General features: G+C 41.0%; 17 protein-coding genes and 2 pseudogenes. 13 read left to right on the forward strand and 6 right to left on the reverse strand.

Going from position 1 to position 26859, the window contains the following annotated elements; genetic code table 11:
* Positions 1-8 precede the first annotated feature (8 nt).
* The 3 genes from PVV57_RS02220 to PVV57_RS02230 are packed head-to-tail and all read left to right on the forward strand — an operon-like array spanning position 9 to position 4690.
* Positions 9-1487 (forward strand): efflux transporter outer membrane subunit, encoded by a 1479-nt coding sequence (locus tag PVV57_RS02220; RefSeq protein WP_273718679.1) that lies wholly within the window; start codon positions 9-11, stop codon positions 1485-1487.
* Entirely contained in the window at positions 1484-2707 is a 1224-nt protein-coding gene (locus PVV57_RS02225; protein WP_273783358.1) for an efflux RND transporter periplasmic adaptor subunit, read from the forward strand. Before PVV57_RS02220 ends, PVV57_RS02225 begins: the two co-directional genes overlap by 4 nt.
* A 3-nt stretch (positions 2708-2710) precedes the next feature.
* On the forward strand, positions 2711-4690 hold the full coding sequence (locus PVV57_RS02230) for a MacB family efflux pump subunit (RefSeq protein WP_273718681.1): 1980 nt from the start codon (positions 2711-2713) through the stop codon (positions 4688-4690).
* A 1496-nt stretch (positions 4691-6186) separates the two neighbouring features.
* Here the strand turns inward: PVV57_RS02230 and PVV57_RS02235 are convergent.
* From PVV57_RS02235 to ftsE, 3 genes are read right to left on the reverse strand one after another with little or no spacing between them, the layout of a single operon-like run.
* The gene (locus PVV57_RS02235) at positions 6187-6852 is read right to left on the reverse strand and encodes a YdcF family protein (RefSeq protein WP_273718682.1); all 666 of its coding nucleotides are present in this window, start codon (positions 6850-6852) and stop codon (positions 6187-6189) included.
* 4 nt (positions 6853-6856) lie between these two features.
* The gene (locus tag PVV57_RS02240) at positions 6857-7810 is read right to left on the reverse strand and encodes an ABC transporter permease (RefSeq protein ID WP_273718683.1); all 954 of its coding nucleotides are present in this window, start codon (positions 7808-7810) and stop codon (positions 6857-6859) included.
* Positions 7803-8462 carry a cell division ATP-binding protein FtsE gene (gene ftsE / locus PVV57_RS02245; RefSeq protein ID WP_012232498.1) on the reverse strand — a complete coding sequence of 220 codons (660 nt, stop codon included), beginning with the start codon at positions 8460-8462 and terminating at the stop codon, positions 7803-7805. Before ftsE ends, PVV57_RS02240 begins: the two co-directional genes overlap by 8 nt.
* A gap of 526 nt (positions 8463-8988) precedes the next feature.
* Between ftsE and PVV57_RS02250 the strand changes: the two genes are divergently transcribed.
* Complete coding sequence (locus PVV57_RS02250; RefSeq protein ID WP_273760950.1) at positions 8989-9144, forward strand: hypothetical protein; 156 nt, start codon at positions 8989-8991, stop codon at positions 9142-9144.
* A 38-nt stretch (positions 9145-9182) separates the two neighbouring features.
* On the opposite strand, the gene acs is transcribed toward PVV57_RS02250, so the two are convergent.
* Positions 9183-11126 carry an acetate--CoA ligase gene (gene acs / locus PVV57_RS02255; protein ID WP_273783359.1) on the reverse strand — a complete coding sequence of 648 codons (1944 nt, stop codon included), beginning with the start codon at positions 11124-11126 and terminating at the stop codon, positions 9183-9185.
* A gap of 1317 nt (positions 11127-12443) precedes the next feature.
* Positions 12444-13151: a YggS family pyridoxal phosphate-dependent enzyme gene (locus PVV57_RS02260; RefSeq protein WP_273718686.1), complete on the reverse strand. Its 708-nt coding sequence runs from the start codon at positions 13149-13151 to the stop codon at positions 12444-12446.
* 189 nt (positions 13152-13340) lie between these two features.
* Here PVV57_RS02260 and leuS point away from each other — a divergent pair, with 189 nt between their 5' ends.
* On the forward strand, positions 13341-15995 hold the full coding sequence (leuS, locus tag PVV57_RS02265) for a leucine--tRNA ligase (protein ID WP_273718687.1): 2655 nt from the start codon (positions 13341-13343) through the stop codon (positions 15993-15995).
* A complete protein-coding gene (locus PVV57_RS02270) occupies positions 15982-16575 on the forward strand; it encodes an LPS assembly lipoprotein LptE (protein ID WP_273718688.1) in 594 nt (197 codons plus the stop codon). Before leuS ends, PVV57_RS02270 begins: the two co-directional genes overlap by 14 nt.
* Here the strand turns inward: PVV57_RS02270 and fsa are convergent.
* Complete coding sequence (gene fsa, locus PVV57_RS02275) at positions 16572-17225, reverse strand: fructose-6-phosphate aldolase (RefSeq protein WP_273718690.1); 654 nt, start codon at positions 17223-17225, stop codon at positions 16572-16574. The genes PVV57_RS02270 and fsa overlap by 4 nt on opposite strands.
* A 993-nt stretch (positions 17226-18218) precedes the next feature.
* Here fsa and PVV57_RS02280 point away from each other — a divergent pair.
* The 7 genes and pseudogenes from PVV57_RS02280 (at position 18219) to PVV57_RS02315 (ending at position 26853) form a co-directional block, all read left to right on the forward strand.
* A complete protein-coding gene (locus PVV57_RS02280; RefSeq protein WP_273718786.1) occupies positions 18219-20426 on the forward strand; it encodes a primosomal protein N' in 2208 nt (735 codons plus the stop codon).
* Positions 20426-20894: pseudogene (locus tag PVV57_RS02285) on the forward strand (primosomal protein N'); the annotation flags it as partial. The gene PVV57_RS02280 and the pseudogene PVV57_RS02285, both read left to right, overlap by 1 nt.
* Before the next feature lie 869 nt (positions 20895-21763).
* Positions 21764-22052: pseudogene (locus PVV57_RS10425) on the forward strand (hypothetical protein).
* Between the two features lie 418 nt (positions 22053-22470).
* On the forward strand, positions 22471-22743 hold the full coding sequence (locus tag PVV57_RS10485) for a hypothetical protein (protein WP_273718695.1): 273 nt from the start codon (positions 22471-22473) through the stop codon (positions 22741-22743).
* A 1043-nt stretch (positions 22744-23786) separates the two neighbouring features.
* Positions 23787-24371, forward strand: a complete 585-nt coding sequence (gene atpH / locus PVV57_RS02305; RefSeq protein WP_273783361.1) for an ATP synthase F1 subunit delta — start codon at positions 23787-23789, stop codon at positions 24369-24371.
* Positions 24371-25906 carry a F0F1 ATP synthase subunit alpha gene (gene atpA / locus PVV57_RS02310; protein WP_273758163.1) on the forward strand — a complete coding sequence of 512 codons (1536 nt, stop codon included), beginning with the start codon at positions 24371-24373 and terminating at the stop codon, positions 25904-25906. The genes atpH and atpA overlap by 1 nt, the downstream gene beginning before the upstream one ends.
* A 20-nt stretch (positions 25907-25926) precedes the next feature.
* Complete coding sequence (locus PVV57_RS02315) at positions 25927-26853, forward strand: F0F1 ATP synthase subunit gamma (protein ID WP_273758164.1); 927 nt, start codon at positions 25927-25929, stop codon at positions 26851-26853.
* Positions 26854-26859: the final 6 nt, after the last annotated feature.

Consider the following 26859-nt stretch of genomic DNA (forward strand, 5'->3'; position numbering starts at 1 on the left):
GAGACTAGATGGATATCAAAAATCTCAAAAGGGGCACTTCTCGCAGATTATTTTCTAGTGTCTTGCTTTGTTTTCTTTTGTCTGGATGTATGGTGGGGCCAAATTATCATAAGACATCTTTTTCTGTTCCATCTCGATGGGGACAGCAGTCTGAACAGACGTCTCAGCGTTCAATTTCCCTTGCAGGATGGTGGCGGTGTTTAAATGATCCAGTTTTAAATGCATTAATGGATCAGGCAATTTCTGGAAATAATGATGTGGCCGTTGCCAAAGCCCGGGTTCGTGAGGCGCGTGCGAGTTTAGGGCAAGTGGTGGGATCTTTGTTGCCAAATGCGTCAAATACAATTTCAGGAACCCGTAGCGGATCTAAACAATCTGATACATTGAACCAATATCGTAGTGGACTTGATGCGAGTTGGGAGCTTGATTTTTTTGGAGGGCATAAGCGAGGCGTTGAAGCCGCACAGTATGGTCTTGAAGCAACCGTGGAAGATATGCGTGCTACCATGGTCATATTGTTAGGAGAGGTGGCAACAAATTATGTTCAAATGCGTGGTTGGCAACAAAAGTTGTTGATTGTGCGGCAAATCGCTGCGACACAACGCAGAACATATGAATTGATGCAAGCAAAATTAACAGCAGGTGATATTTCTGAGCTTGATGTTTCAAATGCAAAAGCGCAAATGGCTAATACAGAAGCCGATATCTCTCAGATGGAAGCAAATGTGGCCATGAGTATGCATCGCCTTTCCGTCTTAACCGGTCATGTGCCTACGGCTTTAAAGGATCTTTTGCAAAAAAATGCCAAACACGTGAAAATTCCGCAACCACAATGGCCAATACCAGCAGGAATTCCGGCAGATATTTTGTTATCACGTCCAGATTTACGACGTGCAGAGCGCCAATATGCACAAGCAACAGCACGCATTGGTCAGCGTGAGGCAGAACGTTATCCATCTCTCACTTTAACAGGGAATATTTCAACAGCAGCAACCACAATAGATCAATTATGGAAAAGTTCAACCATTGGCTGGTCTTTTGGCCCTAGTCTTCGTTTCCCCTTCTTTAATGGAGGACAGATTGTTGCCTCTGTGGCGATGGCACGGGCACAGCGTGATCAGGCTTTTATTACTTATCGGGCGGCTGTATTGGGCGCTTTAGAAGATGTTGAAAATGCACTCGTGAGATTAACAAAGGAACATCAGCGCCTTGAAAAACTTGTTGTTGCAAATAAAGCTTTCCTGCATTCTTTACAACTTTCACGAAGCCTTTTTGAAAATGGCAATACCAGTTTTCTTGAATTATTAAATGCTGATCGTTCCTATTATTCTGCGCAAATGGCACTTAAAGATAGCCGCATTGCTTTAGCTACCCAATATATTGCTCTGATGAAAGCATTAGGGGGTGGATGGGATGGTGTCGTTGATGTGTCACGTCCGGAAGTTGTTGATGGTGTTTCCCATTCACTTGCAAAGGTAGGGCAATGAAAAAAAGTTTCATCAAAAATTTCATTACAAAACGCAAAAAGCTTTCGTTCTTTCTTCTTTCTCTCTTCATTATTATCATTTTTTTGTGGTTACGCTCTGTTTTTTTTGGAACACCCACACCAACGTATATGACCGCTGTGGTAAAGCGTGGTGATATTGAGGAAAGTGTTTTAGCTTCTGGGCTTGTGCGTCCTTATCGGTTGGTAGCGGTTGGAGCGCGTGCTACGGGGCGGGTGATTTCCATGCGCGTTTTTCCGGGCAGTGTTGTCAAAGAGGGAGATCTCTTGGCAGAAATTGATCCTACAGACCAAGAAAATGATCTGAAAAGAAAAAAAGCAGCCTTATCTCATTATCATGCAAATTTAGTGGAACAAGAAGCTTATCTTTCTCTTGCACAGAAAAATTTAGCGCGGCAGAAAAAAATGATCGAATCGCATGCAATTTCAAAAGCTAATCTTGATGATGCAGTGACACAGGTGAAAATACGCGAAGCACAAATTGCTCAATTGCGTCAACAGATTGTACAAGCCCAAATTGATGTGGAGAGTGCAGAGGTTAATCTCAGTTATACGCGGATAACTGCTCCTTCAGCGGGAACGGTTTTGGCAACAGTTGTTGAAGAAGGTCAGAATGTTAATGCTGTTCAGTCTGCGCCTACAATTGTTATTTTAGGCGATTTGTCAAAGATGACAGTCAAAGCACAAATTTCGGAAGCTGACATTCTTAAAGTTCGCGCCGGACAACCTCTTTATTTTACGGTATTAGGCAATTCAAATCGTCGTTATGAGGGAACGCTAGAAAGGGTTGATCCGGCTCCTGAATCCATTCGTGCTGATGTGAGTATTAACCCTGGTATGGGAGGTTCTAGTTCTCTTGTCTCGTCGGCGATTTATTATAATGGGGTTGTGCATGTTGATAATAAAGACAACTTTTTGCGAACTTATATGACTGCTCAAGTGCATATTATTTTAGGACGTGCTCAGAATGTTTTGCTGGTTCCAAGTGATGCTTTGCGTGATGAAACAAAAGAGGGCAAAGCATGGGTTTCACTGTTGGTGGGGGAAAATAAAGTGGTGGCAAAACAAGTGACCGTAGGGCTTAATAATAAAGTGATGGCAGAGATTGTTTCAGGGCTTGATGAGGGGGATGTGGTTATTACCGATTCGCGCGATGGTGTGATGCCAGAAATCCCTGATGAACACAGTGAAGATGAGAATTAAGTCATGAAAGCAGAAAAAGCAGATGCTGTTTTCGTTTTAGAAAATATTGTGCGCACATTTCCTGCGGGTGAAACATTTGTCACTGTCTTAAAGGATATCAATTTGACCATTAAGCGTGGTGAAATGGTGGCAATTGTGGGGGCTTCTGGTTCTGGAAAGTCCACATTGATGAATATTCTAGGCTGTCTTGATCGACCAAGTTCTGGTCGTTATTGGATTTCTGGAAAAGAAATAGCTTCTCTTTCTGCTGATGAATTGTCCGCTTTACGACGCAATCATTTTGGCTTTATTTTTCAGCGCTATCACTTGTTGAATGAATTAACCGCACTTGGCAATGTTGAAATTCCAGCTATTTATGCAGGCTATGCACCAGATATAAGAAAAAAACGTGCTCAGGACTTGTTAATACGCTTAGGGATGGGAGAGCGAATCAATCATCGTCCTAATCAGCTTTCAGGGGGGCAGCAGCAACGGGTATCTATTGCGCGAGCATTGATGAATAATGCGGAGGTTATTCTTGCCGATGAGCCAACCGGTGCTTTAGATAAACACAGTGGTCAAGAAGTCTTGCGTATTTTGGATGAGCTTCATCAAGAAGGGCGCACTATTATTATCGTAACGCATGATATGCAGGTGGCTAAAAGAGCCGATCGTATTATCGAAATCAGTGATGGGGAAATTATTGCAGATAATGTGTCAAAGGGTAAAAAAACAAAGGCTGCACCTTATGTTCAGGAAAAGCAAAATCTGAAAGATCAAAAAACACTAGGTTTTTTTCGTTCTTTTGTTGAACGTTTTCGTGAAGCATTTATCATGGCTTTGTTGGCTATGAATGCACACCGGATGCGCACTTTTTTAACAATGCTCGGGGTGATTATTGGTATTGGGGCGATTATTGCCATGGTTGCTTTGGGAAATGGTACGCGAGAAAAAATACTAGAAAATTTTAAAAGCTTGGGTTCCAATACCTTGACAATCTTCCCGGGGAAAAGTTTTTCTGATCCACAAGCAGAAAAGATAACGAGTTTGGTGGAAGCAGATGCGGAAGCCCTTTCTAATCTTCCCTATGTTTCTGGTGTAACACCTCAGATTTCAGCAAGTTCTACGGTTCGTTTTGGTTCCGTTGAAGTTAATGCTATGATTACCGGGGTGGGAGAACAATTTTTCCAAACACAAGGGCTCAAGGCTGTTCAAGGGCAGTTGTTTGATCAAAAAAGTGTACATGAACGAGCTGTTGATCTCGTCATTGAAAAAGAAGCGCTTGCGGTGCTTTTTCCTCATAGTCATGGGAGTCCAATAGGGAAAATTGTTCATCTAGGCAATGTTCCCGCACGTATCATTGGGGTGGTAGATCCGCAAAATAATGGAGGTAGTTCAAATACGTTGCAGATTTATTTGCCCTATACAACCGTGCAAACGCGTTTTCTTGGAACAACGCAGGTTCGTGCCATTATGGTTAAAATTGCCGATGAGGTTGATTCACATCTCGCCGAGACTATGGTGAAGCGTTTTCTCATTATGCGCCATGGTGGGGAAGATTTTTTCATTCGAAATTCTGAATTTTTCCGTGAACGTATTATGGAGAGTACACATATTTTAACGCTTTTAGTGTCTTCAATTGCAGCGATTTCACTCATTGTAGGGGGGATTGGGGTGATGAATATTATGTTGGTCACGGTTTCTGAGCGGATTAATGAAATTGGGGTGCGTATGGCTGTTGGGGCACGCCAAAGTGATATTTTGCAGCAATTTCTTATTGAAGCAATTTTGGTTTGTGTCATTGGGGGCGGTTTAGGAATCCTCTTTGGATTCTCTATTGGGGGGTTATTTTTACTCTTTAAGGCGCCTATCCACCTTGTTTATACAATAGATTCAATCCTCCTATCCCTTACTTTTTCCACTCTCATTGGAATATGTTTTGGTTTTTCGCCAGCGCGACAAGCTTCACGGCTTGACCCGGTTGTTGCACTCTCGCGTGATTAAGTGCTCATCAATTTAAGACATGTTTGTTGTTATGATAGAGCGTTTTTGAAGAAAAATATGATCTGGAAAAAGTTTGATTATCCGCTGTTCTCTCCTAGAAAATGCCTCATTGGTTAAGTGGAACATATCATTAGACTCATGAAATTTTATAGCACACTACCATCTTTACGCTTGACCCAAGAGCAAACTGGAACCATCATACACTGCCCCCCAATGTTGCAGTCCTTGGTATTAGAATGGTGTAGATTTAAAACTCTTCATAAAAGGCATTTCTCGTTCTTTCTTTATGGTTTTTATTGATACGCCAGCCCTGCTTGTGATGTGCAAGCAAGTGATTTCAATAGACATAGATTTAAAATGAGAGAGTCTGCAATATCCGAGACTCTTATTTGAGATGAAAAACACTTATCTTTATGAATCGTTGGTAGGTAATAAAATATCCTACGCAATAAGGTCGCTAAAATTTTGATACATGAGCTTTAGCGACAGGGGTAAATATTTTGGGGCAGGGTTTGCTTGTCGAGCCTTGTAGGCGTGGAGCATATAAATGGGGAAGTCCAGAGGAGCTTGTCCAGAGAAAGTGGATTTTTTTACAAACCGTTGTTGATCGGCATTTTCGTTCTTTGAGCGGTTGGAAGGAACTCATAACTCTCATGAAATCTATCTTTTGAGTGAGGGTAATCAGAAGTGAGCCGGTGGAACGCGTTAGATAAAAAGCTGGATGTTATTGTTTACAGATTTGTGGGGGTTAAAGTGTCCTTTGAGATGTGGGGAGGAAACCAAACAAAAAGTGATTTGAGAGAAGAAAATGATTTTAAAAAAAGATTGCTATGAAGAGCGTGGGATGTTTGTGGTGGTGTGCGTTTTGAGCTTATTGTATCTGTGATCTAAAATGCTCTTATGAAGATGCGTTATAGAATGAAGAGATTGTTAGTAATCTATTGATTTATAATGATCATTTAACGTTCGCTCTCTTGAATGAGAACTCTAAGAATCATCAATTTTCTCACTTTTAAGCCTTTAAAATGACTGCCTTGCATGTCATATGAGGTTGGTCTATGAATACTGTTAAAGGCGTAACGCATGCCCCTTGCTCATCATCCAAAGTGGTTTTTAAGAGCTATCGTCATATTGGGGGATGGCAAAATATTAAGATGGGGTGATTTGCATTTTTTATGGAAGCGTAAAGATGGTAATATAAAGAGATTTTTATGACACGTCTGGAGATCTTATAGCTGTCTGGGGAGCTCTATTTACGAGAGCTGTCTAATACCGTTGGGATGTCATCGGTAGATCTGTGTCGTGAGATCAAGTTTGGGCTGTAAGAGATGTCTTTGGGTGAACATGCAAGACAATGACACGTGTATTGGGGTGTATTTCTTGACATGAAGGGAAGTTCTGTCGATCTTTTATAGCGGTAACTCGTGTGGAAAAGTATGGAGAGAACGGTATGAAGCAGTTAGAAGAGGAAAAGTTTAAAGTCATAAGAGGAAAGGTCAGAAGACGGTTCTGATATAGACTTGCAGTGTTTTAATATATTGGAATATCAGAATACGGGTTTGTTTGATCTGTTGTATTGTGCTTTCAGCTTTGCTCTTTTTCACAGGATAAGCAATGAAATGGATATCAGGCATGAGATATTTAAGTTCACGCATCGAGCGCCATATGTGGTAATCATGGGTGACGATATAAAGGGTTTTATAGTGATGCTTTTTTATCCAAGCGGCACTTTCTTGGGCATTTCCTCTAGTGTTAATCGCTTGATGCCCAATGTCAATACAACAGGAGATAAGCTGTGGGCTAATATGCATGTTATGCATGAAACTCTTTAGATTGGTTGAGGTATTTACGCCACTGATGAGGAGTCGTGAACCAAGCCCCTTTTGTAAGAGATGAAGTCCTGTCTCTATTCGGTGTTCTCCGCCTGTAAGCACAATGATAGCATCGGCCTTGGGAAGAGGCGTTGGGGGGATAAGTCGTTCGGTTTTTTCAGAAAAAATAATAAAACCACCCCAAAAAATGAAAACAATGACTACAAGAGTCAGTGTTGTGGGGGGAAAATAGCGAAATAAGCAGCGGGGAGACCAACTATAGTGGAGCCGTTTTGGAACAGAGCGGTCTAAATTGTTTTGCGTCAATGAGTTGGGGCTGTTGTGAGTCATAAAATTAAAATAAACCGTTTTCACATTGATCGATTTTTTTCAGTTGCGCTAAAATAGTCATGCGGTTGGTAAGGGTGGTGAGAAAAGAAACAAAAATAATAAGGAGAATGATTTTTCCATAAGGAATGGAACTTATGGAAATATGTCCTAATAAAGCCGTTACTTGGCTGGCTTCTGCTCTTCCTAGGTTATAATTCGTCCAGAAACAAAAGGCTGAAAACAGAAAGATGCTTGTGAGACCACCATACAAAGCACCGCGCAGCGCAGTTTTAAAAAAATGCCAATCAAATTGACGCGCAATGAAAAGGGTTTCAGTGCCAAGAAAATATAACACATTAATAATATAGGCATTTTCTGCCAATGCATTGCGGGTGGCAAAAATGATGGTGAGGATAAGAGAGCCTAGAACCAAGGCTAAAATTGAAAAACCAATAAAAACCGTGGTATATGCCATGGTTGCAAAACGATGGATCCAAACACGGTGATCATCAAATTGACCGCCTGGAATTTGAGTTTTAATGGCATGATTGATGGCAGCAAAATTGATTGTTTCATCTTCCTTCAAGGTGACAATGATAAGACGGGGAAGAGGGAGTTCATTGACATTAAAACCTGTTCCAAGCCATGGCTCCAGTAACTTTTCAGTGGCTTTTTGGTCAACAATTTTTGCATCTTGTACACCAGAGAAGGTTTTAACCAATGTTACTGCCTCATGAAGTGCTTTGTTGATATCAACATTGTCAACGGGGCGTATTTGTATTGTTGCTTCATAGCTAATTTGATTGCTCCAATTTTTGGCAGAACGCTGGACTAAATCAACACCAATTAAGGTGAGGCTTGAGAGAAATGTCATAATAGCAATCACGGCTACTAGCGCTTTTCCAGAAATATTGCCACTGGGAATAATCGCTGTTGTGTTTTTTTTATTGCTGGTAAAAACGGGGAAAAATTTATTCATGAATCGTCATCCGTCCGTTATGGAGGAGCATACGCCGTGCTGCAACTTGTTCCATTAAGGCGATATCATGAGTGGCAATGATAACAGCTGTTCCAAAACGGTTTAATTCAATAAACAAACGCAGCAGGCGTTTTGCCAAGGGCGGATCGACATTTCCTGTTGGTTCATCCGCAAGCAGAATTTCGGGTTGATCAATAAGCGCACGCGCAATGGCGACTCTTTGTTTTTCCCCACCGGAAAGAACTGGTGGTAAAACATGAATATGATCGCCAAGACCTACCCAACAGAGAAGATCTTCTACTTCACTGCGATAGGTTGCTTCTTCTTGTCCCTTAATGCGTAAGGGCAAGGAAACATTTTCATAAGTGGTCATGTGGTCAAGAAGACGAAAATCTTGAAAAACTACACCGATACGTTGTCGTAGCGCAGGGAGCTCTTGTCGTTTGAGCAACGCTGTATCTGTTCCAAATAGATCAATATGACCGCGGGTGGGTTTGAGTGCCAAAAACATCAGACGCATCAATGATGTTTTACCCGCCCCAGAGGCCCCGGTGAGAAATTGAAATGAGCCAGCAGGAATATGAAAGCTAATATCGCGAAGGACCTCTGGGCCCATTCCATAGCGCAGACCGACATTTTCAAAATGAATCACTTTTCGTTACCACTTCTGTTTTTATAGTGTATTACTCTCAGGAATTTTGCTCCTATTGTTTTCAATCTTGTTCATACTTCACAACGCGCAATATTTCTTAATCTGTGCTTTAGAAATATTGTTTGTAAAATATCTCTTATATTTCTTTATTTTACCTTTATTTATGATTTTAGCAGGAATTCCAAGGTGTTTCTAGCAGAAACATAAGAACTGCTATGCTTGTTTTTCGACTTAATCTTGATCTTTCTCGTTTTGTGGTTGATGGGGTTTGTGTATTTTTTGCTTTAATGTGTATTAAAACGCATCTTTTATAATTTTAATCTTTGTTTGTTTTTGGATGGGTTATGAAAAAAACGATTTGTTTTCAAAGGTTTTGAAAGTTTTTTTGTTGTTTTTTTGCCAAAATAGATTGATTTATAAGAATAATTTATCATCTTACAATTTGATAAATTGATAAAAAAGTTTTACCGACAGTAAAACCATGGCAAGCCTTTTATAGCATTCGTTTGCGGTTTGAAATGTGTGTGTGGATAAAACATCTAAAGTGCAAATTATCTCTTATGAAGGATTATGCTATAAGAGTGGTGCAATATTTTGGGTTGCAAACAAAATAGTGGTGTTGGCTTGGATTTTTACCGGCGGCTTTAGCAAGAATGCTGGGATTATTTTAGCAAAGGGCTAAAGCCTACCGGTGATATTGTGCGTTAAACCATGGTGTTTTTAATTTTGTCGGTTGGCAATTAGATCTTCAACAACTTGTGGTTCGGCAAGGGTTGAAATATCTCCTAAATTATCGAAATTATTTTCAGCGATTTTTCGTAAAATACGTCTCATAATTTTTCCTGATCGCGTTTTGGGAAGCTGCGGAGCAAACTGAATTTTATCCAATATAGCAATGGAGCCTATTTCCTTTCTGACATGCTTGATAAGGTCTTTTTGCAATTCTTCACTTGGCGCTGTTCCTTCCATGAGGGTGACAAAACTGTAGACCCCCTGTCCTTTAATGGGGTGAGGGTAACCAACAACAGCAGCTTCAGAAACAGCAGGGTGCAAAACAAGGGCTGATTCAATTTCTGCTGTTCCTAGTCTGTGCCCTGAAACATTGAGAATGTCATCAACGCGCCCTGTAATCCAATAATAGCCATCACTATCGCGTCTACAGCCATCGCCTGTAAAATATTTCCCTTTATAGGTGGAAAAATAGGTTTCGATAAAGCGCTCATGATCCTTATAGAGCGTGCGCATTTGTCCTGGCCATGAGTCAATAATACAAAGATTGCCTTCTGCTTCCCCTTCCAGAATATTTCCTTGCTCGTCAACGATTTGGGGTTGAACCCCAAAGAAAGGACGTGTAGCGGAGCCTGCTTTGAGAGGTATTGCACCGGGGAGGGGGGTGATCATGTGTCCCCCTGTTTCTGTTTGCCACCATGTATCGAGAATCGGACAACGGTCATTTCCAATTGTGTGATAAAACCATTCCCATGCTTCTGGATTAATGGGTTCACCTACGGTTCCTAAAAGACGTAAGGATGTTCTTTTTGAGTGTTCAACAAATGAATTTCCTGCCCCCATTAAGGCGCGGATAGCGGTTGGTGCTGTATAGAGCGTATTGACTTGGTGTTTGTCGACAATTTCCCAAAATCTTCCCTTATCAGGAAAGGTTGGCGTGCCTTCAAACATTAAAGTGGTGGCTTTGTTGCATAAAGGACCATAAACCAAGTAAGAATGCCCCGTAATCCAACCAATATCAGCTGTACACCAGTAAATTTCACCAGGGTGATAATCAAAAACATATTTGTGGGTTATTGCGGCATAAACAAGATAGCCCCCTGTGGTATGCAAAACACCTTTGGGTTTGCCGGTTGAGCCTGAAGTATAAAGAATAAAAAGCGGATCTTCAGCATTCATTGGTTCTGCTGGACAGTCTGTTTTTGCATGAGTGATTTCTTCGTGGTACCAAAAATCACGCCCATCTATCCAATCAATTGGTCCGCAAGTCCGCCGTATAACCATAACTTGATCGACACGCACATTTTGGCGGGCGGCTATTTCAATAGCATGGTCAACATTGTCTTTTAAGTTAATTCGTTTGCCACCCCGCAAGCCGTGATCAGCAGTAATAATGAAGGTCGATTCACAGTCAACAATGCGTCCTGCTATGGCTTCAGCAGAAAAGCCTGCAAAAATAACCGAATGAACAGCACCAATGCGGGCACAAGCGAGCATGGCATAGGCTGCTTCGGGAATCATAGGAAGATAAATGGTTACTTTATCGCCTTTTTTGACACCGTGGTTTTTTAAAAGATTGGCAAAACGACAAACATGTTCATAAAGTTCGTTATAGGTTATTTTTTTATCATGATAAGGATTATCCCCTTCCCAAATGAGCGCAATTTGATCGCCATGGGTTTTCAGATGACGATCAATGCAATTATAGGCTACATTTGTTATCCCATCTTCGTACCATTGAATTGATACATCTTCATTAAAAGAAGTGTTTTTTACTTTTGTAAAAGGTTTAAACCATTCAATACATTGACCATGTTTTGCCCAGAAGCTTTCTGGATCATTGATGCTTTCTCGATACCATTTTTGATAAGTTTCCTCATCGAGCAAAGTATTTTTTTTGATCTCTTCTGATATCGGATAAATTTTTTCAGTCATGTTTCCCTCTTTTGATTTATCTTAGGGAAAATCAGCCCACTGTATTTTTAGGCAAAACTTCCCCGTAAGCTTTTCATTATGAGGGTAGACTAAATGACAAAGATTGGAATAGTCAATTTTTAAAATCTGATGTGGTGATATTAAAGAGGGGATTCTATGCTTTTAGGATATCTAAATACGGCAGAGCCTATTGTCGTACAGAGCTTTTTATAAAAGCATAAAGATATTAAATATCATATAAGAGGCAGATGAAGAGTACTTCACAGGTGATCAATTCGAATATTTTTTGTATTCACTCATTTTTAAGGAATAAATTTTTAAATAATAAATTCAATAAAATTAATATAAACCAAAGTATCTACGCAAAATATCAAAAACAATGAACAGAATTACTGTATATAATGTTGATTTTATAGCTACTTTCCAACTGTAACCACCAATTTTTTTAAAACCAATAGCATATATAGGGATGAATACAATGAGAATGCAAAACAGCCTTATGATTTCATAACGAATGTTCATTATAAAATATTTCTCAAAAGTTGAGATAAACCAATATAGTTTAATAAAATACTAACAAAAAAGAACATAATGCTTATTAATAATGCGTTTTTTAGAGAATCTTTCCAACTATAAGAAAAAAATTTATAATAAAAAAGATGTACTAAACCAAAAAAACTGCTACCGCCAATGATCCAATAATTTTATAAGTAAAATCTGACATTATAAATGATAATTTCTCATTAAATAGCACCATCGCTATTTTATTCAGTGTAATCGGAACTCATCCGATAACTATTAATATAAACCAAAGTATCTACACAAACTATCAGAAATAAAAAATAGAATTCACACAAATAATCCTGTCATTATGGATTGTTTCCAACTCCAACCACCGAATGTTTTAACAAAAGTAGCATATATAGGGATAAATACAATGAGTATTAAGAGCAATCTTGCAATTTTATAAAGAATATTCATTATAAAAAGATCCTGATTATAATATTTTATATAGCAGATATCTCTGAAAATTATTTTGTCCATAGATATTTGGTATATTCTCTCGAATATATTTACAAAACTACTAATTTCAGAGATATCTTTGTCGCTATTTTCTATAAATTATAACCAACATTCCCAAGCTTTTTTGTTCATTTTGCTCATAGGGTGAAAGAGGGACGGGCATTTTTTCTGCTAGAGTTGCACTTTTTATTGATAGTGAGGGTTTTTTTTCATTTCTGTTGCTTTTGGCTTGTATCATAGAGTTTTCAATGGGTTGGGGGAATGTATCTTGGGGGAATGTATTTACATGAGGTTTTACACGGGGCGTTTGCCAAATAAAGCAGAGCCAATGCGAAGGACATTCGAACCAAATTGCAGAGCTGTTTTAAAATCATTGGACATGCCCATGGAAAGCTTTGGAAGTTCCACTTGTTTTGCTAGCTTTGCTAATAGAGCGAAATAGGGTCCAGGGTTTTCGTCCACAGGGGGGATGGCCATAAGACCAATGATATCAAGTCCATAGTTGTTTTTGCATTGAGAAACAAAAGGGATTACTTCTTGCGGTGCTATACCACTTTTTTGCGGTTCTAAGCCAATATTGACCTGAACATAGCAGGGGATATGCCTTTTTTGTTTTTGCATTTCTTCTGCCAAAATTTTGGCTATTTTTTCACGATCAACCGTTTGAATGATATCAAAAATCTTTACAGCTTCAGCGGCTTTATTGGATTGTAAGGGACCGATGAGGTGAAGTTTAATATTTTTAAATTGTTGACGTAACCCGAGCCATTTTTGTGCCGCCTCTTGTACGCGGTTTTCTGCAAACAGAGATTGACCTGCTTGTAAAAGAGGACGTATATCCTCTATGGAAACAGTTTTTGAAACAGCGATAAGTTCAACTTCTTCCCTGGGGCGTTGTAGCTCTTGGCAGAGTGCCGCAATGTCTTTTTGAAGGTTGTGTAATGCTTCAATAGAAGAGTTATGTGGGGGGGAGGGGCTATGAGGGGGCGTGTGTGTATTCATGTTTTTGTGCTTTATCGTGTTTGTTTAAATTTTGTTCAAGTTTTATTCAAGGGTTGGTGTTTTTATAAAATACTTAGGGAAATATTTCACGAAAATGTTGACGATGAGATTAATCCATGGTCAAGCATAATAAAACAAGTTTTTGGTTCAGTTTTATTAAAAAGTATAAATTAAAAGAGTATAATGGGAATGACGATTGAACATTATAAGATAGGCGAGCGCTATAATCCACGTGCGAGAGAAAAAAAATGGCAAGAAATTTGGGATGAAAAGAAAATTTTTCAGACTGTCCAAGGAGATGGTCGCGAAAAATATTATGTTTTAGAGATGTTCCCTTATCCATCAGGTCGCATTCACATGGGGCATGTGCGCAATTATGCCATGGGAGATGTTGTAGCACGCTATAAACGTGCAAAGGGCTTTAACGTGCTTCATCCTATGGGCTGGGACGCGTTTGGTATGCCGGCTGAAAATGCTGCTTTGCAAAGTAAAGTGCATCCTAAAACTTGGACCTATGAAAATATTGCGGTTATGCGTGGGCAATTAAAGCAATTAGGACTCTCACTCGATTGGGCGCGTGAGTTTGCAACGTGTGATGTGGACTATTACCACCGCCAACAAATGCTTTTCCTTGACTTCTATCAAAAGGGGTTGGTGGCGCGTAAAGTGGCGAAGGTCAATTGGGACCCGGTTGACCACACTGTTTTGGCCAATGAGCAGGTTGTTGATGGACGGGGTTGGCGTTCAGGCGCGTTGGTTGAGCAACGTGAGTTGACCCAGTGGTTTTTCAAAATTAGCGATTTTAGTGAAGATCTCTTGGCGGGGCTTGAAGAACTGGATCAATGGCCGGAAAAAGTTCGCACGATGCAAAAAAATTGGATCGGGAAATCCCAAGGTTTGCTGATTCGTTGGGCTTTAAAGTCAACAGCTGATGATGCAGGTGGTGCTGATGATGCTTGTGAGGCATTTGATGAGGTTGTTTGTTACTCAACGCGTCCTGATACACTGTTTGGTGCTTCCTTTTTGGCTCTGTCTGTTGATCATCCCATTGCACAATCTCTTGCAAAAAAAGACAAAGCCTTAGCGGCTTTTATCGAAAATTGTCGGTGTGGTGGAACGACAACAGCAGCACTTGAAACAGCTGAAAAACAAGGGGTTCTCACCCCTCTTGTGGCGGTGCATCCTTTTGATGAAACAGTGCATATTCCCGTTTATATCGCTAATTTTGTGCTGATGGACTATGGTACGGGAGCTATTTTTGGTTGTCCAGCTCATGATCAGAGAGATTTCGATTTTGCGCGTAAATATGATCTTCCGATAAAACCAGTGGTTTTGCCAAGGGAAACTAAGGTAGAAGATTTTGTTCTTGCTGAAATGCCTTATACGGGTGATGGGGTGATGATCAATTCCAGCTTTTTGGACGGCTTGACACCCCAACAAGCCTTTGAAGAAGCCGCCAAAAGGCTTGAACAACAAGTGCTTCATGGGCAGCCGCAAGGGAAAAAAACGGTGCAATTTCGATTGCGTGATTGGGGAATTTCGCGTCAACGTTATTGGGGATGCCCCATTCCTATGATCCATTGTACATCTTGTGGCGTTGTGCCTGTACCACGGGCCGATTTGCCGGTTGTATTGCCGGATGATGTTACTTTTGATCAACCGGGCAATCCTCTTGCGCGGCATGAAATGTGGCAGAATGTTGCTTGCCCGATCTGTGGTCAACCTGCCAAACGTGAAACGGATACCATGGACACATTTGTTGACTCTTCTTGGTATTATGCGCGCTTTACAGCTCCTTTTGCATCAGAACCTGTTGAAAAACAAGCAACCGCTGAATGGTTGCCTGTGCAACAATATATTGGTGGAATTGAGCATGCCATTTTGCATCTTCTTTATGCGCGCTTTTTTATGCGTGCTATGAAATTGGTCGGTCATGTGAGTGTGGATGAACCTTTTAAGGGGCTTTTTACCCAAGGGATGGTGGTGCATGAAACCTATCGAGATGATCAAGGGTGGGTTTCTCCAGCAGAGATTTCGATTGTTGAAAAAGATGGAAAGCGGTGTGCTTATAAATTAACCGATCAAAGCGAAGTGACGATTGGTTTGATTGAGAAAATGTCAAAATCAAAAAAGAATGTCGTTGATCCGGATGATATTATTGCATCTTACGGCGCTGATACGGTACGCTGGTTTGTGTTGTCAGATTCTCCTCCTGAGCGAGATGTTATCTGGACAGAATCGGGTGTTGAAGGTGCACATCGCTTTGTCCAGCGTGTTTGGCGCCATGTGGCTTTGAGTGCTGCTGTTTTAAAGGATGTGGCGCCCCGGGCAGGGCATCAGGGGGCGGCTTTAGAATTGTCAAAGGCAGCGCATCGCATGCTCCACGCTGTAGAAGATGATTTAGAAAAATTCGCTTTTAATCGCGCTATTGCACGCCTTTATGAATTCTTGAATATTATGGCACCTTTGCTCAATAAGGTAGCAGATGTTGAGGATGAAATGAAAGCGGCTTTACGTCAGGCCATGGATTTTTTTCTTGCCATGATTGCACCTATCATGCCGCATTTAGCGGAAGAATGCCATGCTGCTTTAGGGGGGAAAACTTTAATGTCTGAACTTGCTTGGCCTGTATATGATTCCGCATTAATCGTTGAAGAAAGCTATACTTTGCCAGTACAAATTAATGGTAAAAAACGCGGTGAGGTGACTGTTGCTGCAACAGCGAGTGAGGCGATGATTAAAGAAGCGGTTTTGGCTTTAGATTTCGTCCAGGCACAGCTGGTTGAAAAACCTATGAAAAAAATTATTATTGTTCCACAAAGGATTGTGAATGTCGTTCTTTAAAAGTTTTCTGCTTGTCGTTTTAGCGGGTGTCTTCACATTGTTGTGTGGGTGCAAAGTTGAACCGCTTTACCGTCAAGAGTCGCAGAGTTTAAGTGCAATGAATTCTGCTGTTTATGGGGACTCTTCTCAGCAAGCTTCTTTGGGGCTTGCGCAAAAGCTTGCCTCTATTGTTGTGGAAGAGCCTTCGGATCGTTTTGGACAAATGGTGCGCAATCATCTGCTGTTCCTTTTGTATGGAAAGGGTGGTAAGCCTTCTCTACCGGCTTATCGATTGGCATTGCAGGTATCCGTCCTTACAAGAGAATCGATGCAGATAGAGGTTGATCTTGAGAAAAAGAGAAAAGGACGCCCTTCTGTTGGAACTGTTATGAGCAAAGCTTCCTATACCTTGCAGGATATGAAAAATATCCCTGTTGCAAAAGGAACAGCAATCATGAATGCATCTTTTGAGCGGCTTCGTCAAGAATATGCAACGATGCAAGCAGAAGAAGATGCAAAAAAACGTGTAGCAGAAGAGCTCGCTGAACAGATTTTTTTGTTACTTTCAAAAGATCTTTCTCATAAAATTCTTAGCCACTAGCCAATATTTTGTCCGGTTTTTTTCCAGTCGTTGAGAAATATTTGCAACCCTTTATCAGTGAGGGGATGTGTGATGAGGGCTTTTAAGATTGCTGGTGGAACTGTTGCAACATCAGCACCGCTGAGGGCTGCTTCTTTGACATGATTAACGGTGCGGATTGATGCTGCCAAGATTTGCGTTTCAAAGTTATAGTTATCATAAATTGTGCGAATTTCATGAAGTAGTTCACTGCCATTTATTCCGCAATCATCGAGTCTCCCGATAAAAGGCGAAACGAATGTCGCACCTGCTTTGGCAGCAAGTAAGGCTTGATTGGCAGAAAAACAAAGTGTGAGATTTGTTTTTAATCCTTCTGCTGTAAGGGCTTTACAAGCTTTTAATCCATCAAGTGTTAAAGGAAGCTTGATGCAAATATTGTCAGCAACCTTTGCTAAAACAGCTGCTTCTTTCATCATGTCTTCAAATTCTGTTGCTGCAACTTCAGCAGAAACAGGTCCCCTTACGAGAGAACAAATTTCTTTTGTCACTTCAAGAATATTGCGTCCTGATTTTAGGATCAGAGAGGGATTGGTGGTCACACCATCAACAAGGCTTAAATTCTGTAACTCTCGTATTTCTTCAATATTGGCGCTGTCCACAAAAAACTTCATCTCTAACCTCTTCTTGTTAGCTTTTTTATTCAAAGCTTTTCACATTTTATCCTGTTTTTTGTTATGCGCTATTGTTGATGGCAAAAGCAAGAGCAAGAATGAAGATCTCTTTAGAAAATGGGAATGTCATGGTGTTAATGAAAAAGAATGCCATGCTATTCATCATGCATCCACTTTCTGTAAAGAAAGATTTCGTGTTGTTTTCATGCCTCTTTCATGGCGTTGCTCGTAATAAGGCATAGGATTCATTGTGCACGAACATTTTTGTATCTTGGCATTTTTGCCTATCGGCATCTTTGCAGAGCGATAGCTTTATAGTTATGGCAATAGGCGAGTATTATCACACCCTTTGTTCGTTTTTGGTTGGTGATTGCTCTTGATATCTGAGAATTTTGACGTTTCCTTTTCTCAAGGGTTTACATTTAGTTTTTCTTGTCGCGTGTCAGTGAATGGATTTTTGTGTCGTAAAACACCATTGAAGAAGGCTTGCGTTTTACGCGTGAAGTTTTTCAATTTATTTATAACGAAAAAATTCTCATGTTGAGCGTTTTTATTATGAGAGAAAAAATAATTTATCTTTATAAATCAATATATTAATAATAATTTGAGATGTGAGGTGGAAAGACAATAAAAGTATGTATCTTGAGCATGAAGTCATACTATGGGATAGCTTTGTTGAGGGGCACATCTACGATATAATGTTGAGAGCTTAATCGTGATGAACTTTATTTGCACAGAAGAATGGCGCTGTTTTTTGTTATAGAGGATGACCTTGTGTTCATTGTTGGTGTTTTAGAAATGGAATGCGTATGAAAAAGAATTTTTGAAAGAAAAGTATTGTCGTAAAGGGAGAGTGATTGAATCTCGTAATGAATTTTATCCGCAATGCGTTTTATAAGGGTGTTTAAAGATAAAGTATAGATCTGTTGGTTTTCAAGAGGATCGTAGATAAGATGATCTTAGATAAGGGGGAATTGTAGATTGGTTAAAAAGATGAATTCAAACATGATAGAGGAAAAGGTTGTCTCTGTATTGGTTCCTCTTCCTGTTGCGCATGCTTATAGTTATAAAGTTCCGTCTTCTATGGAGGTGGAACTTGGTTCTTTTGTTCGTGTTCCTGTTATGGGGCGTGAGCTTTGCGGTTTTGTTGTAGATGTGGGAGAGCAGACAAAGAATGGGCAACGGACTGCTTCGGTGGCGCGTGAAAAATTACGCTTTGTGCTTCATGTTTTTGATTGTCCCCCATTAAAGGCAGAAATGATTACATTTTTGCGGTTTGTGAGTCGTTATACGATGACGCCTTTTGGTCTTGTTGCACGATTGGTTTTATCCGTACCGGCCGCTTTAGAGCCCGAAGCACAGATGCTGGGATTGCGCTATTGTGGGGGAGATGTGGAACGTCTCACACCAGCGCGCTTACGGGTTTTGGAATTGGTGCGCAATGAGAAAATATGGACACGTGTGGGGCTTGCGCATGCGGCTGGAACTTCTGTTTCTGTTGTTGAAGGGTTAAAAGCGCTAGGAATTTTTGAAGAGGTTAAGGTTCCTGCTCCTGATCTTGTGGGCATGCCTGATCCTGATTTTTGCGCTCCTCAATTGCAGGGCGCACAAAATGAGGCAGCCACATTGTTACGGGAAGGGGTTTTGTCTTCTCAGTTTCAAGTTTTTTTGCTGGATGGTGTTACGGGTTCAGGAAAGACAGAAGTTTATTTTGAAGCAGTTGCTCAAGCTTTCAAAGGGGGTAGCCAAGTTTTAATTTTATTGCCGGAAATTGCTTTAACACAGCAGTTTTTAGATCGTTTTTATGCACGCTTTGGCGCTGCGGCAGCAGAATGGCATTCCGATTTGACACCGCGTCGTAGAGAACGCGTCTGGCGGCAAGTTGCAGAAGGGCGGGTGCGTGTCGTTGCGGGGGCTCGTTCGGCACTTTTTCTTCCCTTCCACGCGCTTGGCTTGATTGTTGTTGATGAAGAGCATGATAGCGCTTATAAACAAGAAGAGCGCATTTTTTATCATGCGCGTGATATGGCAGTTGCACGGGGCTCTTTTGAGCATTTTCCTGTTATTTTATCCTCAGCCACTCCGTCGATTGAAAGTCAAGCCAATGTTTTAAAAGGGCGTTATCAAAAGGTGTATTTACCCTCTCGTTTTAAAGAAGTTGCACTTCCACAGTTGCGGGTGGTTGATATGCGTCAAGGAGGGGTGCAAAAGGGGCGCTTTATTTCCTTTGCTCTTGAAAAGGCTTTAAAACAAACACTTGAGAAAGGCGAGCAGGCGCTGCTTTTTCTTAATCGCCGTGGTTATGCGCCTTTAACTTTATGCCGAGTTTGCGGACATCGTTTTCATTGTACCGATTGTTCAAGTTGGTTGGTTGAACATCGTGCGCAAGGGCAATTAAAATGTCATCATTGTGGCTATCATCAACCACTTCCAGAAGCCTGTCCTGAATGCGGGACATTAGACCATCTCGTGGCTTGTGGACCGGGTGTGGAAAGAATTGCAGAAGAAACACAAGGGCTTTTTCCGCAGGCGCGATCATTGATTCTTTCAACAGATCTCAAAGGGGGAATTGGGCAGTTGCGAAGCGAATTGCAAGCCATTGCCAATGGTGATGTAGACATTATTATTGGGACACAGTTGGTCGCTAAAGGACATCATTTTCCCAAGCTTTCTCTGGTGGGGGTTATTGATGCTGATCTTGGTCTTGCCAATGGCGATTTACGCGCGAGTGAACGTACCTTCCAGCTGCTTTCTCAAGTGACTGGAAGAGCAGGGCGGGTAGGATTGGAAAGTTTAGGATTATTGCAAACCTATCAACCCGATCATCCGGTCATAAAAGCTTTACTTTTATGCCAACCAGAAGAATTTTACACCCGTGAGATTGCAGCACGCCAATATTATCATTTACCCCCCTATGGGCGTCTTGCTTCTTTGATTGTATCGGCACAACAGCGCCAAGCCGCAGAACATTATGCGCGGGCCCTGCGTCAAGCCGCGCCACGGGAAAAAAATATCTCGGTTATGGGACCTGCAGAAGCGCCTTTGGCTCTGGTTCGGGGGCGTTATCGTTTTCGGCTTTTACTGCAAGGACAGCGCTCTTTTGATATCCAAGGGTTTATTCGTGCAATGCTTAGCAATAGTCCCCAAATGCCTAGTTCCGTCCGGGTTCAAATTGATATTGATCCACAAAGCTTTTTTTAACAATCAATTTTCTCTCTCAAGTAACTGGAAGAGCAGGGCGTGTGGGATTGGAAAGTTTAGGATTATTACAAACCTATCAACTGGGTCATCCGGTCATAAAAGCTTTACTTTCATGCCAACCAGAAGAATTTTACACCCGTGAGATTTTGAGCACGCCAATATTATCATTTGTCTCCTTATGGGTGTCTTGCTTCTTTGATTGTATCGGCACAACAGCGCCAAGTCGCAGAACATTATGCGCGGGCCCTGCGTCAAGCCGCGCTTTGGGGAAAAAAAAATATCTCGGTTATGGGACCCGCAGAAGCGCCTTTGGCTCTGGTTCGGGGGCGTTATCGTTTTCGGCTTTTACTGCAAGGACAGCGCTCTTTTGATATCCAAGGGTTTATTCGTGCAATGCTTAGCAATAGTCCCAAAATGCCCAGTTCCGTTCGAGTTCAAATTGATATCGATCCGCAAAGCTTTTTTTAAAAATCAATTTTCTTTCAAGTGACCAGAAGAGCAGGGCGGGTGGGATTGGAAAGTTTAGGATTATTGCAAACCTATCAACTGGGTTATCCGGTCATAAAAGCTTTACTTTTATGCCAACCAGAAGATTTTTTACATACGGGAGATTGCAGCACGTCAGCATGATTATTGTCCCCTATGGGCATCTTGCCTCTTTTATTGTGTCTTCTAAGCAGCGCCAAACCGCAGAACATTATGCATGTGTATTGCGTTAAGTCGCGCTCCGGGGAAAAAATATCTCGGTTATGGGACCTGCAGAAGCGCCTCTCTTATTAGTACAAGATATTGATTTATTAAGAGCTTTCACTTTTTGCACGTTACAGGTGGGGAGCTTGTTGGCGTGAAATTGTGCAAGAAAGGCATGCCTTTTATGAAAAAAATCCGGCGTCAAGGGTTGTCGCAACATTGAGGCAGTGTGTGATGGTACTGGTTTGCTCTTGATTAAACGTAAAGATGTGGGCACATGGGGGGGACCTCGCATTCATGGGCGCTGTCGCGAAATGGGGCTTGAGAGTGTTGAGAGATGCCTCATGAACCAAGCACGTGAATATGTAATGCAAGTATATTCCGTTGGGGAGCTATATTTTGTGAGGAGCATGATCTTATCAAAGAACGAGAGTCACAAAAACGTAAGGTACTTCCTAATCTCTATTCTTTAAAAGGCATGGCTTTGAACGTTTTTGAAAGTCGTAAAATAGAATCAAAAAACGACCATTTTGTTGATACGGAAATGCAAAATAAATATAAAATATTTACTCTAACAGTACCTTTTGAAGAAATAGTAAAAATGTGTTGCATGAGAATGACATTGTAACACATTGAGTGGTCGTAAAATGGCTGAGACAACATTTACCTTTCGCGTTGATGATGTATTAAAAAATGAATTTTCCAAAGCAGTAAAGGCGTGCGATAGATTGGGTGTACAATTGTTGTGGGATTATATGCGCGATATCGTAAAAGAACAAAAAGAAAAAAGTGCACATGATTTATGATTTCGGGAACAAGTTCAATGAGGAATAAATTCTGCTCATGCGGGCGATGTAATATCTTCTGAAGAAATCGAAGCAGAGGCAAAAGAATGGCGCTTAGAAACACAAAATGCTAGATAGATCAACTTTATGAAGCTTATTTGGACACAAATAGCACATGTTGACCGCAAAAAGATATGTGAATACATATCGCAAGATAATCCTTCTGCGGCCTTAAAGTTTGATCAACTTTTATTTGAAAAGGCAGAAAAACTTGTCAAACTTCTTAACTCTTGGTCGTTGAGGGTGAATTGTCAATACACGTGAGCTTGTTGTACATCTAAATTATATCATGATTTATGATATTTCAAATGGTGTTGTGCGTATTTTGTGTGTGCTTCATACAAAGCAAAAATTTCCGTAACCAACTGTATTTTTATTTATTTGGTATATGTGATGCGGCTTTAGTAAAAAATGCTTCTCTATTATCCTTGAAGCAAATTATTTGTTACAATACCGTGCTCTGTATCAATGAGTAATAAACACTATTTTTTACTGTTGCGAATATGATTGTGCAACCACTTCGCACCCCCCTTAGTTTCTTATCATTTCTTATTCGTCAAAGAGATGATGATAGTTTTGTAAAACGGCATTTTACTATCAATGATACAACGGTAGAAAAGCTTGGAAAATTATCCAATGAATATCCCCGTGGTTTCTTGTTGATACGCAACAAATTGGCTGAATTTCTTTCTCAAAAGGAGATGATCCATTTTTTACGCTTTCGTTGTTCGCATTCTTTAATGGGGGCATGTTTTTCATATAAAGCAGAACACTCAAAATAAAATATTCCTAAAACAGACTATCATTATGGTTACTTTCATATGCTTGTTTTAACAAATGTTTCTCAGAATGCTTGAATTCATTTTACGATGTTGCACGTGAATAATGTAAATGCTTTCATAAATGAAAAAGCCTTTAAGGCTTCTCCATCTTTATTTTATAAAGGTATAAGTTGGTACCATTGTTAAGCGTCTAGAAGCTCTTGATACTTGAAAATGTTTATCAGAGATGTTTTTCTTTAATCGTTTCCTCTTTTGCTTGTGAGGTCGCAAGGGGGATGATTTTGATAAAAGAATTTGAAATGAGAGAATCCTACGATATTGGGGGCTCATCTGGTATGGAAAAAAGATGCATTATCCTTATAAATCAATGCATGTATGCTTAAAGTGTTTTCACAAGGCAATATGTTTGGGTAATATGCTTTGGTGAAATATTTTAAAAAGAGTGGACATTTCAAGCAAAAGAATCATTTTCCTTAATTTTAAGGGGATATCCATTATTATTTTCTTGATTATCCGTTTGAAATAACAGATTTTTTCAGTCGCAGTCGCAGTCGCAGTCGCAGTCGCAGTCGCAGTCGCAGTCGCAGTCGCAGTCGCAGTCGCAGTCGCAGTCGCAGTCGCAGTCGCAGTCGCAGTCGCAGTCGCAGTCGCAGTCGCAGTCGCTTCTCGCTCTCGCTTAAGCTTTTGTGGGGATAAGAGGAGCAATCTTTGAAGAAGAACCGCTTTTTGTGATGGCAAGAGCGTTTGAAGCAAAATTAAAGAGCGTGAAATTTTTTCACAGAATGTCAAAAAGAGGCATAAAAAAATCGTGATGCCATCTTGGGGATCTAAAAAAAAATCCTTTTCAAAAATATTTTGAATATTTTATTTAAAATTTTTAAAAAGCAGCGATTTGTGGTGTTGCGAGTCGGCTATGTCTATGCTAGAAACCGAATGGTTTTCGTTCGAGGTTTTAAGAAGAAGATTCTTAAGATTGAGAATGTCTGTTTCATTATCATCTGATAACTATCAGAGAGTCGCTCAAGGGAAAGAGGCGGTATTTCGTGTCGGATTCATTTTCTCTCATACCGCTGCCGTTGGTAGATCAACGCTATGCGCAAGCGCTTTTTAATTGCGTTCAAGAAGCAGGAAACGTTGAAAAGATTGAAAAGGCAGTGGAGGATTTCTTGCTTGTCTTAGAGCAAAATGAAGATTTAAAATACTTCGTGCTCAGTCCATTCTTTTCAGTCAAAGAGCAAATTAAGGTGATGCAATCTGTTTGTGAAAACATCAAATTTGCTGATAAAGAAGCAGGACAGATTGTTGGTAATTTTTTACGCGTTATTGCAGCAAACCGTAGGCTTAGTGCCGTATTTGGTATTCTCTATGCCTTTCAGCGTTGCGTTGCACGTGCTCGTAAGCAAGTTACTGCGCAAATTGTTTCTGCGCGCCCCTTAAGTTCTCAACAAAACCAAGAATTATGTGAGACTTTGGAAGGTATCGTTGGGGGAAAAGTTTTGCTACACACCATTGTGGATCCAGCAATTCTTGGTGGATTAATTATTCGTGTTGGGACGTCTCAAATTGATACGTCTCTTCTAACAAAATTGTCTTCGCTTAAGCTTGCATTGAAAAAAGAGGTCAGCTGATGGATATTAGACCATCTGAAATTTCAAAAATTCTAAAAGAGCAAATCAAAAACTTTGACCAAAAGGCTGAGGTTTCAGAAATTGGTTGGGTCCTCTCTGTGGGGGATGGTATCGCTCGCGTTTATGGTTTGGATAATGTTCAAGCTGGGGAAATGGTGGCTTTTCCAAATGGTGTGCGCGGGATGGCGCTCAATTTGGAAGTTGATAATGTCGGTGTGGTTATTTTTGGCTCAGACCGCGATATTCGTGAAGGGGATTGTGTAAAGCGATTGGGCGCTATTGTCGATGTCCCCGTGGGTCCCGCTTTGCTAGGGCGAGTGGTCGATGCACTTGGAAATCCTATAGATGGTAAGGGACCTCTTAAGGAAACAGAGCGTCGTCGTGTTGATGTGAAGGCGCCAGGGATTATTCCGCGCCAGTCTGTTCATGAACCTATGTCAACCGGATTAAAAGCAATTGATGCACTCATCCCTATTGGACGGGGACAGCGTGAATTGGTGATTGGTGATCGCCAAACTGGAAAAACAGCGATTTTGCTCGATACATTTTTAAACCAGAAACCTTTTCATGAAAAAGAGGATGGACGAGAGCAGGACAAAGTTTATTGTATTTATGTGGCTATCGGTCAAAAACGTTCGACGGTGGCACAATTCGTTAAAGTTTTAGAAGAACGTGGAGCACTGGAATATTCTATTATTGTTGCGGCGACCGCTTCTGATCCTGCTCCCTTGCAGTTTATAGCGCCTCTTGCTGGATGCGCTATGGGCGAATATTTCCGTGATAATGGGCAGCATGCTTTGATCGGTTATGATGACCTGTCAAAACAAGCCGTGGCGTATCGTCAAATGTCTCTTTTGTTACGTCGTCCACCGGGGCGTGAAGCTTATCCGGGAGATGTTTTCTATCTGCATTCACGTCTTTTAGAACGGGCGGCGAAGTTGAATGCGGAAAATGGATCGGGGTCGTTGACAGCTTTGCCAGTCATTGAAACGCAAGCAAATGATGTTTCGGCTTATATTCCTACAAATGTGATTTCGATTACAGATGGGCAAATTTTCTTGGAGACCAATTTATTTTATCAGGGTATTCGTCCTGCTGTGAATGTTGGTCTTTCTGTATCGCGTGTTGGTTCTGCAGCACAAATTAAGGCAATGAAGCAGGTTGCCGGCTCGATCAAAGGTGAATTGGCACAATATCGTGAAATGGCAGCTTTTGCGCAGTTTGGCTCTGATTTGGATGCATCAACCCAGCGCCTTTTGAATCGGGGAGCACGCTTGACAGAGCTTTTGAAGCAGCCACAATTTTCTCCACTAAAAACAGAAGAGCAAGTGGTGGTTATTTTCGCGGGTGTGAATGGCTATCTTGATTCTCTAGCGGTTTCTGATGTTGCGCGGTTTGAGCAGGGGCTTTTGGTGCTTTTGCGGAGTGATTATCAAGATCTTTTACAAGCAATTGCTGAGCAAAAGCAGATAACAGATGAGCTAAAAGATAAGTTGATCACTGTTCTTAACACTTATGCGAAAAATTTTTCGTGATGAATTGATGGAATGCTTGAATGGCCTCATTAAAGGATCTTAGAGACCGTATCGCTTCGGTTAAAGCAACACAGAAAATTACCAAAGCTATGCAGATGGTTGCGGCAGCCAGGTTGCATCGTGCGCAAGAGGCGGCGCAATCAGCTCGCCCTTATGCGAAGAGGATGGCGGATATTTTAACCAGTGTTGCGGCTGATGTGGATGGTGTTGATGCACCGGCTCTTATGCGTGGTACGGGGCGTGATGATGTGCATCTCTTGGTGGTTTGTACGGCTGAGCGCGGCTTATGTGGTGCTTTTAATGTGCAAATTGCTCGTCGTGCCCGTGAGCAGATTAAAGCGTTGTTGGCTGCTGGTAAAATTGTAAAAATTATCACTGTGGGCAAAAAGGGTGCAGATATTTTATCGCGTGATTACAAAAGTTTGATGATTGATCATATTGATTTACATGCTGTAAAGCGAATTAGTTTTGCAGAGGCGATGTTGATTAGTCAACGCATTGTTGATTTGTTCAATGAAGGCGCTTTCGATGTCTGTACGTTGTTTTATTCTGAATTTGTTTCCGTGATTAATCAACGCCCAACAGCTTTTGGCTTGATCCCAATGGGGGCTCCAAAAGCAGCTGTTGAGGCAATAGATGTTGTGGAACAAACAGAGACGAGTAAAGATTCACAATCAATTGTTTCTGAGGCAATTGTTTATGAGTATGAACCTGATGCCGCTTCTCTTTTAGAGGCGCTTGTGCCACGCAATCTTTCAGTGCAAATCTTTCGGGCTTTACTCGAAAATGTTGCTGGTGAAATGGGGGCAAAGATGACAGCTATGGACAATGCATCGCGCAATGCGGGTGAAATGATTAATAAATTGACGGTAGCTTATAATCGTCAACGTCAGGCACAAATTACCACAGAATTGATCGAAATTATTGCGGGCGCTGAAGCGCTTTAAATGGAA

This window comes from Bartonella sp. AU15XJBT, assembly GCF_028618615.1.
In the GTDB taxonomy this organism is placed as follows: Bacteria; Pseudomonadota; Alphaproteobacteria; order Rhizobiales; family Rhizobiaceae; genus Bartonella.

Excerpts from the sequence above, each read along its gene's own strand:
- PVV57_RS02225 (WP_273783358.1), top strand. The coding sequence starts at position 1,484 with ATGAAAAAAAGTTTCATCAAAAATTTCATTACAAAACGCAAAAAGCTT.
- acs (WP_273783359.1), bottom strand. The coding sequence starts at position 11,126 with ATGACTGAAAAAATTTATCCGATATCAGAAGAGATCAAAAAAAATACT.
- atpA (WP_273758163.1), top strand. The coding sequence starts at position 24,371 with ATGGATATTAGACCATCTGAAATTTCAAAAATTCTAAAAGAGCAAATC.
- PVV57_RS02220 (WP_273718679.1), top strand. The coding sequence starts at position 9 with ATGGATATCAAAAATCTCAAAAGGGGCACTTCTCGCAGATTATTTTCT.
- PVV57_RS02235 (WP_273718682.1), bottom strand. The coding sequence starts at position 6,852 with ATGACTCACAACAGCCCCAACTCATTGACGCAAAACAATTTAGACCGC.
- PVV57_RS02260 (WP_273718686.1), bottom strand. The coding sequence starts at position 13,151 with ATGAATACACACACGCCCCCTCATAGCCCCTCCCCCCCACATAACTCT.
- fsa (WP_273718690.1), bottom strand. The coding sequence starts at position 17,225 with ATGAAGTTTTTTGTGGACAGCGCCAATATTGAAGAAATACGAGAGTTA.
- PVV57_RS02230 (WP_273718681.1), top strand. The coding sequence starts at position 2,711 with ATGAAAGCAGAAAAAGCAGATGCTGTTTTCGTTTTAGAAAATATTGTG.
- PVV57_RS02315 (WP_273758164.1), top strand. The coding sequence starts at position 25,927 with ATGGCCTCATTAAAGGATCTTAGAGACCGTATCGCTTCGGTTAAAGCA.
- PVV57_RS02270 (WP_273718688.1), top strand. The coding sequence starts at position 15,982 with ATGTCGTTCTTTAAAAGTTTTCTGCTTGTCGTTTTAGCGGGTGTCTTC.
- PVV57_RS02240 (WP_273718683.1), bottom strand. The coding sequence starts at position 7,810 with ATGAATAAATTTTTCCCCGTTTTTACCAGCAATAAAAAAAACACAACA.
- leuS (WP_273718687.1), top strand. The coding sequence starts at position 13,341 with ATGACGATTGAACATTATAAGATAGGCGAGCGCTATAATCCACGTGCG.
- PVV57_RS02280 (WP_273718786.1), top strand. The coding sequence starts at position 18,219 with ATGAATTCAAACATGATAGAGGAAAAGGTTGTCTCTGTATTGGTTCCT.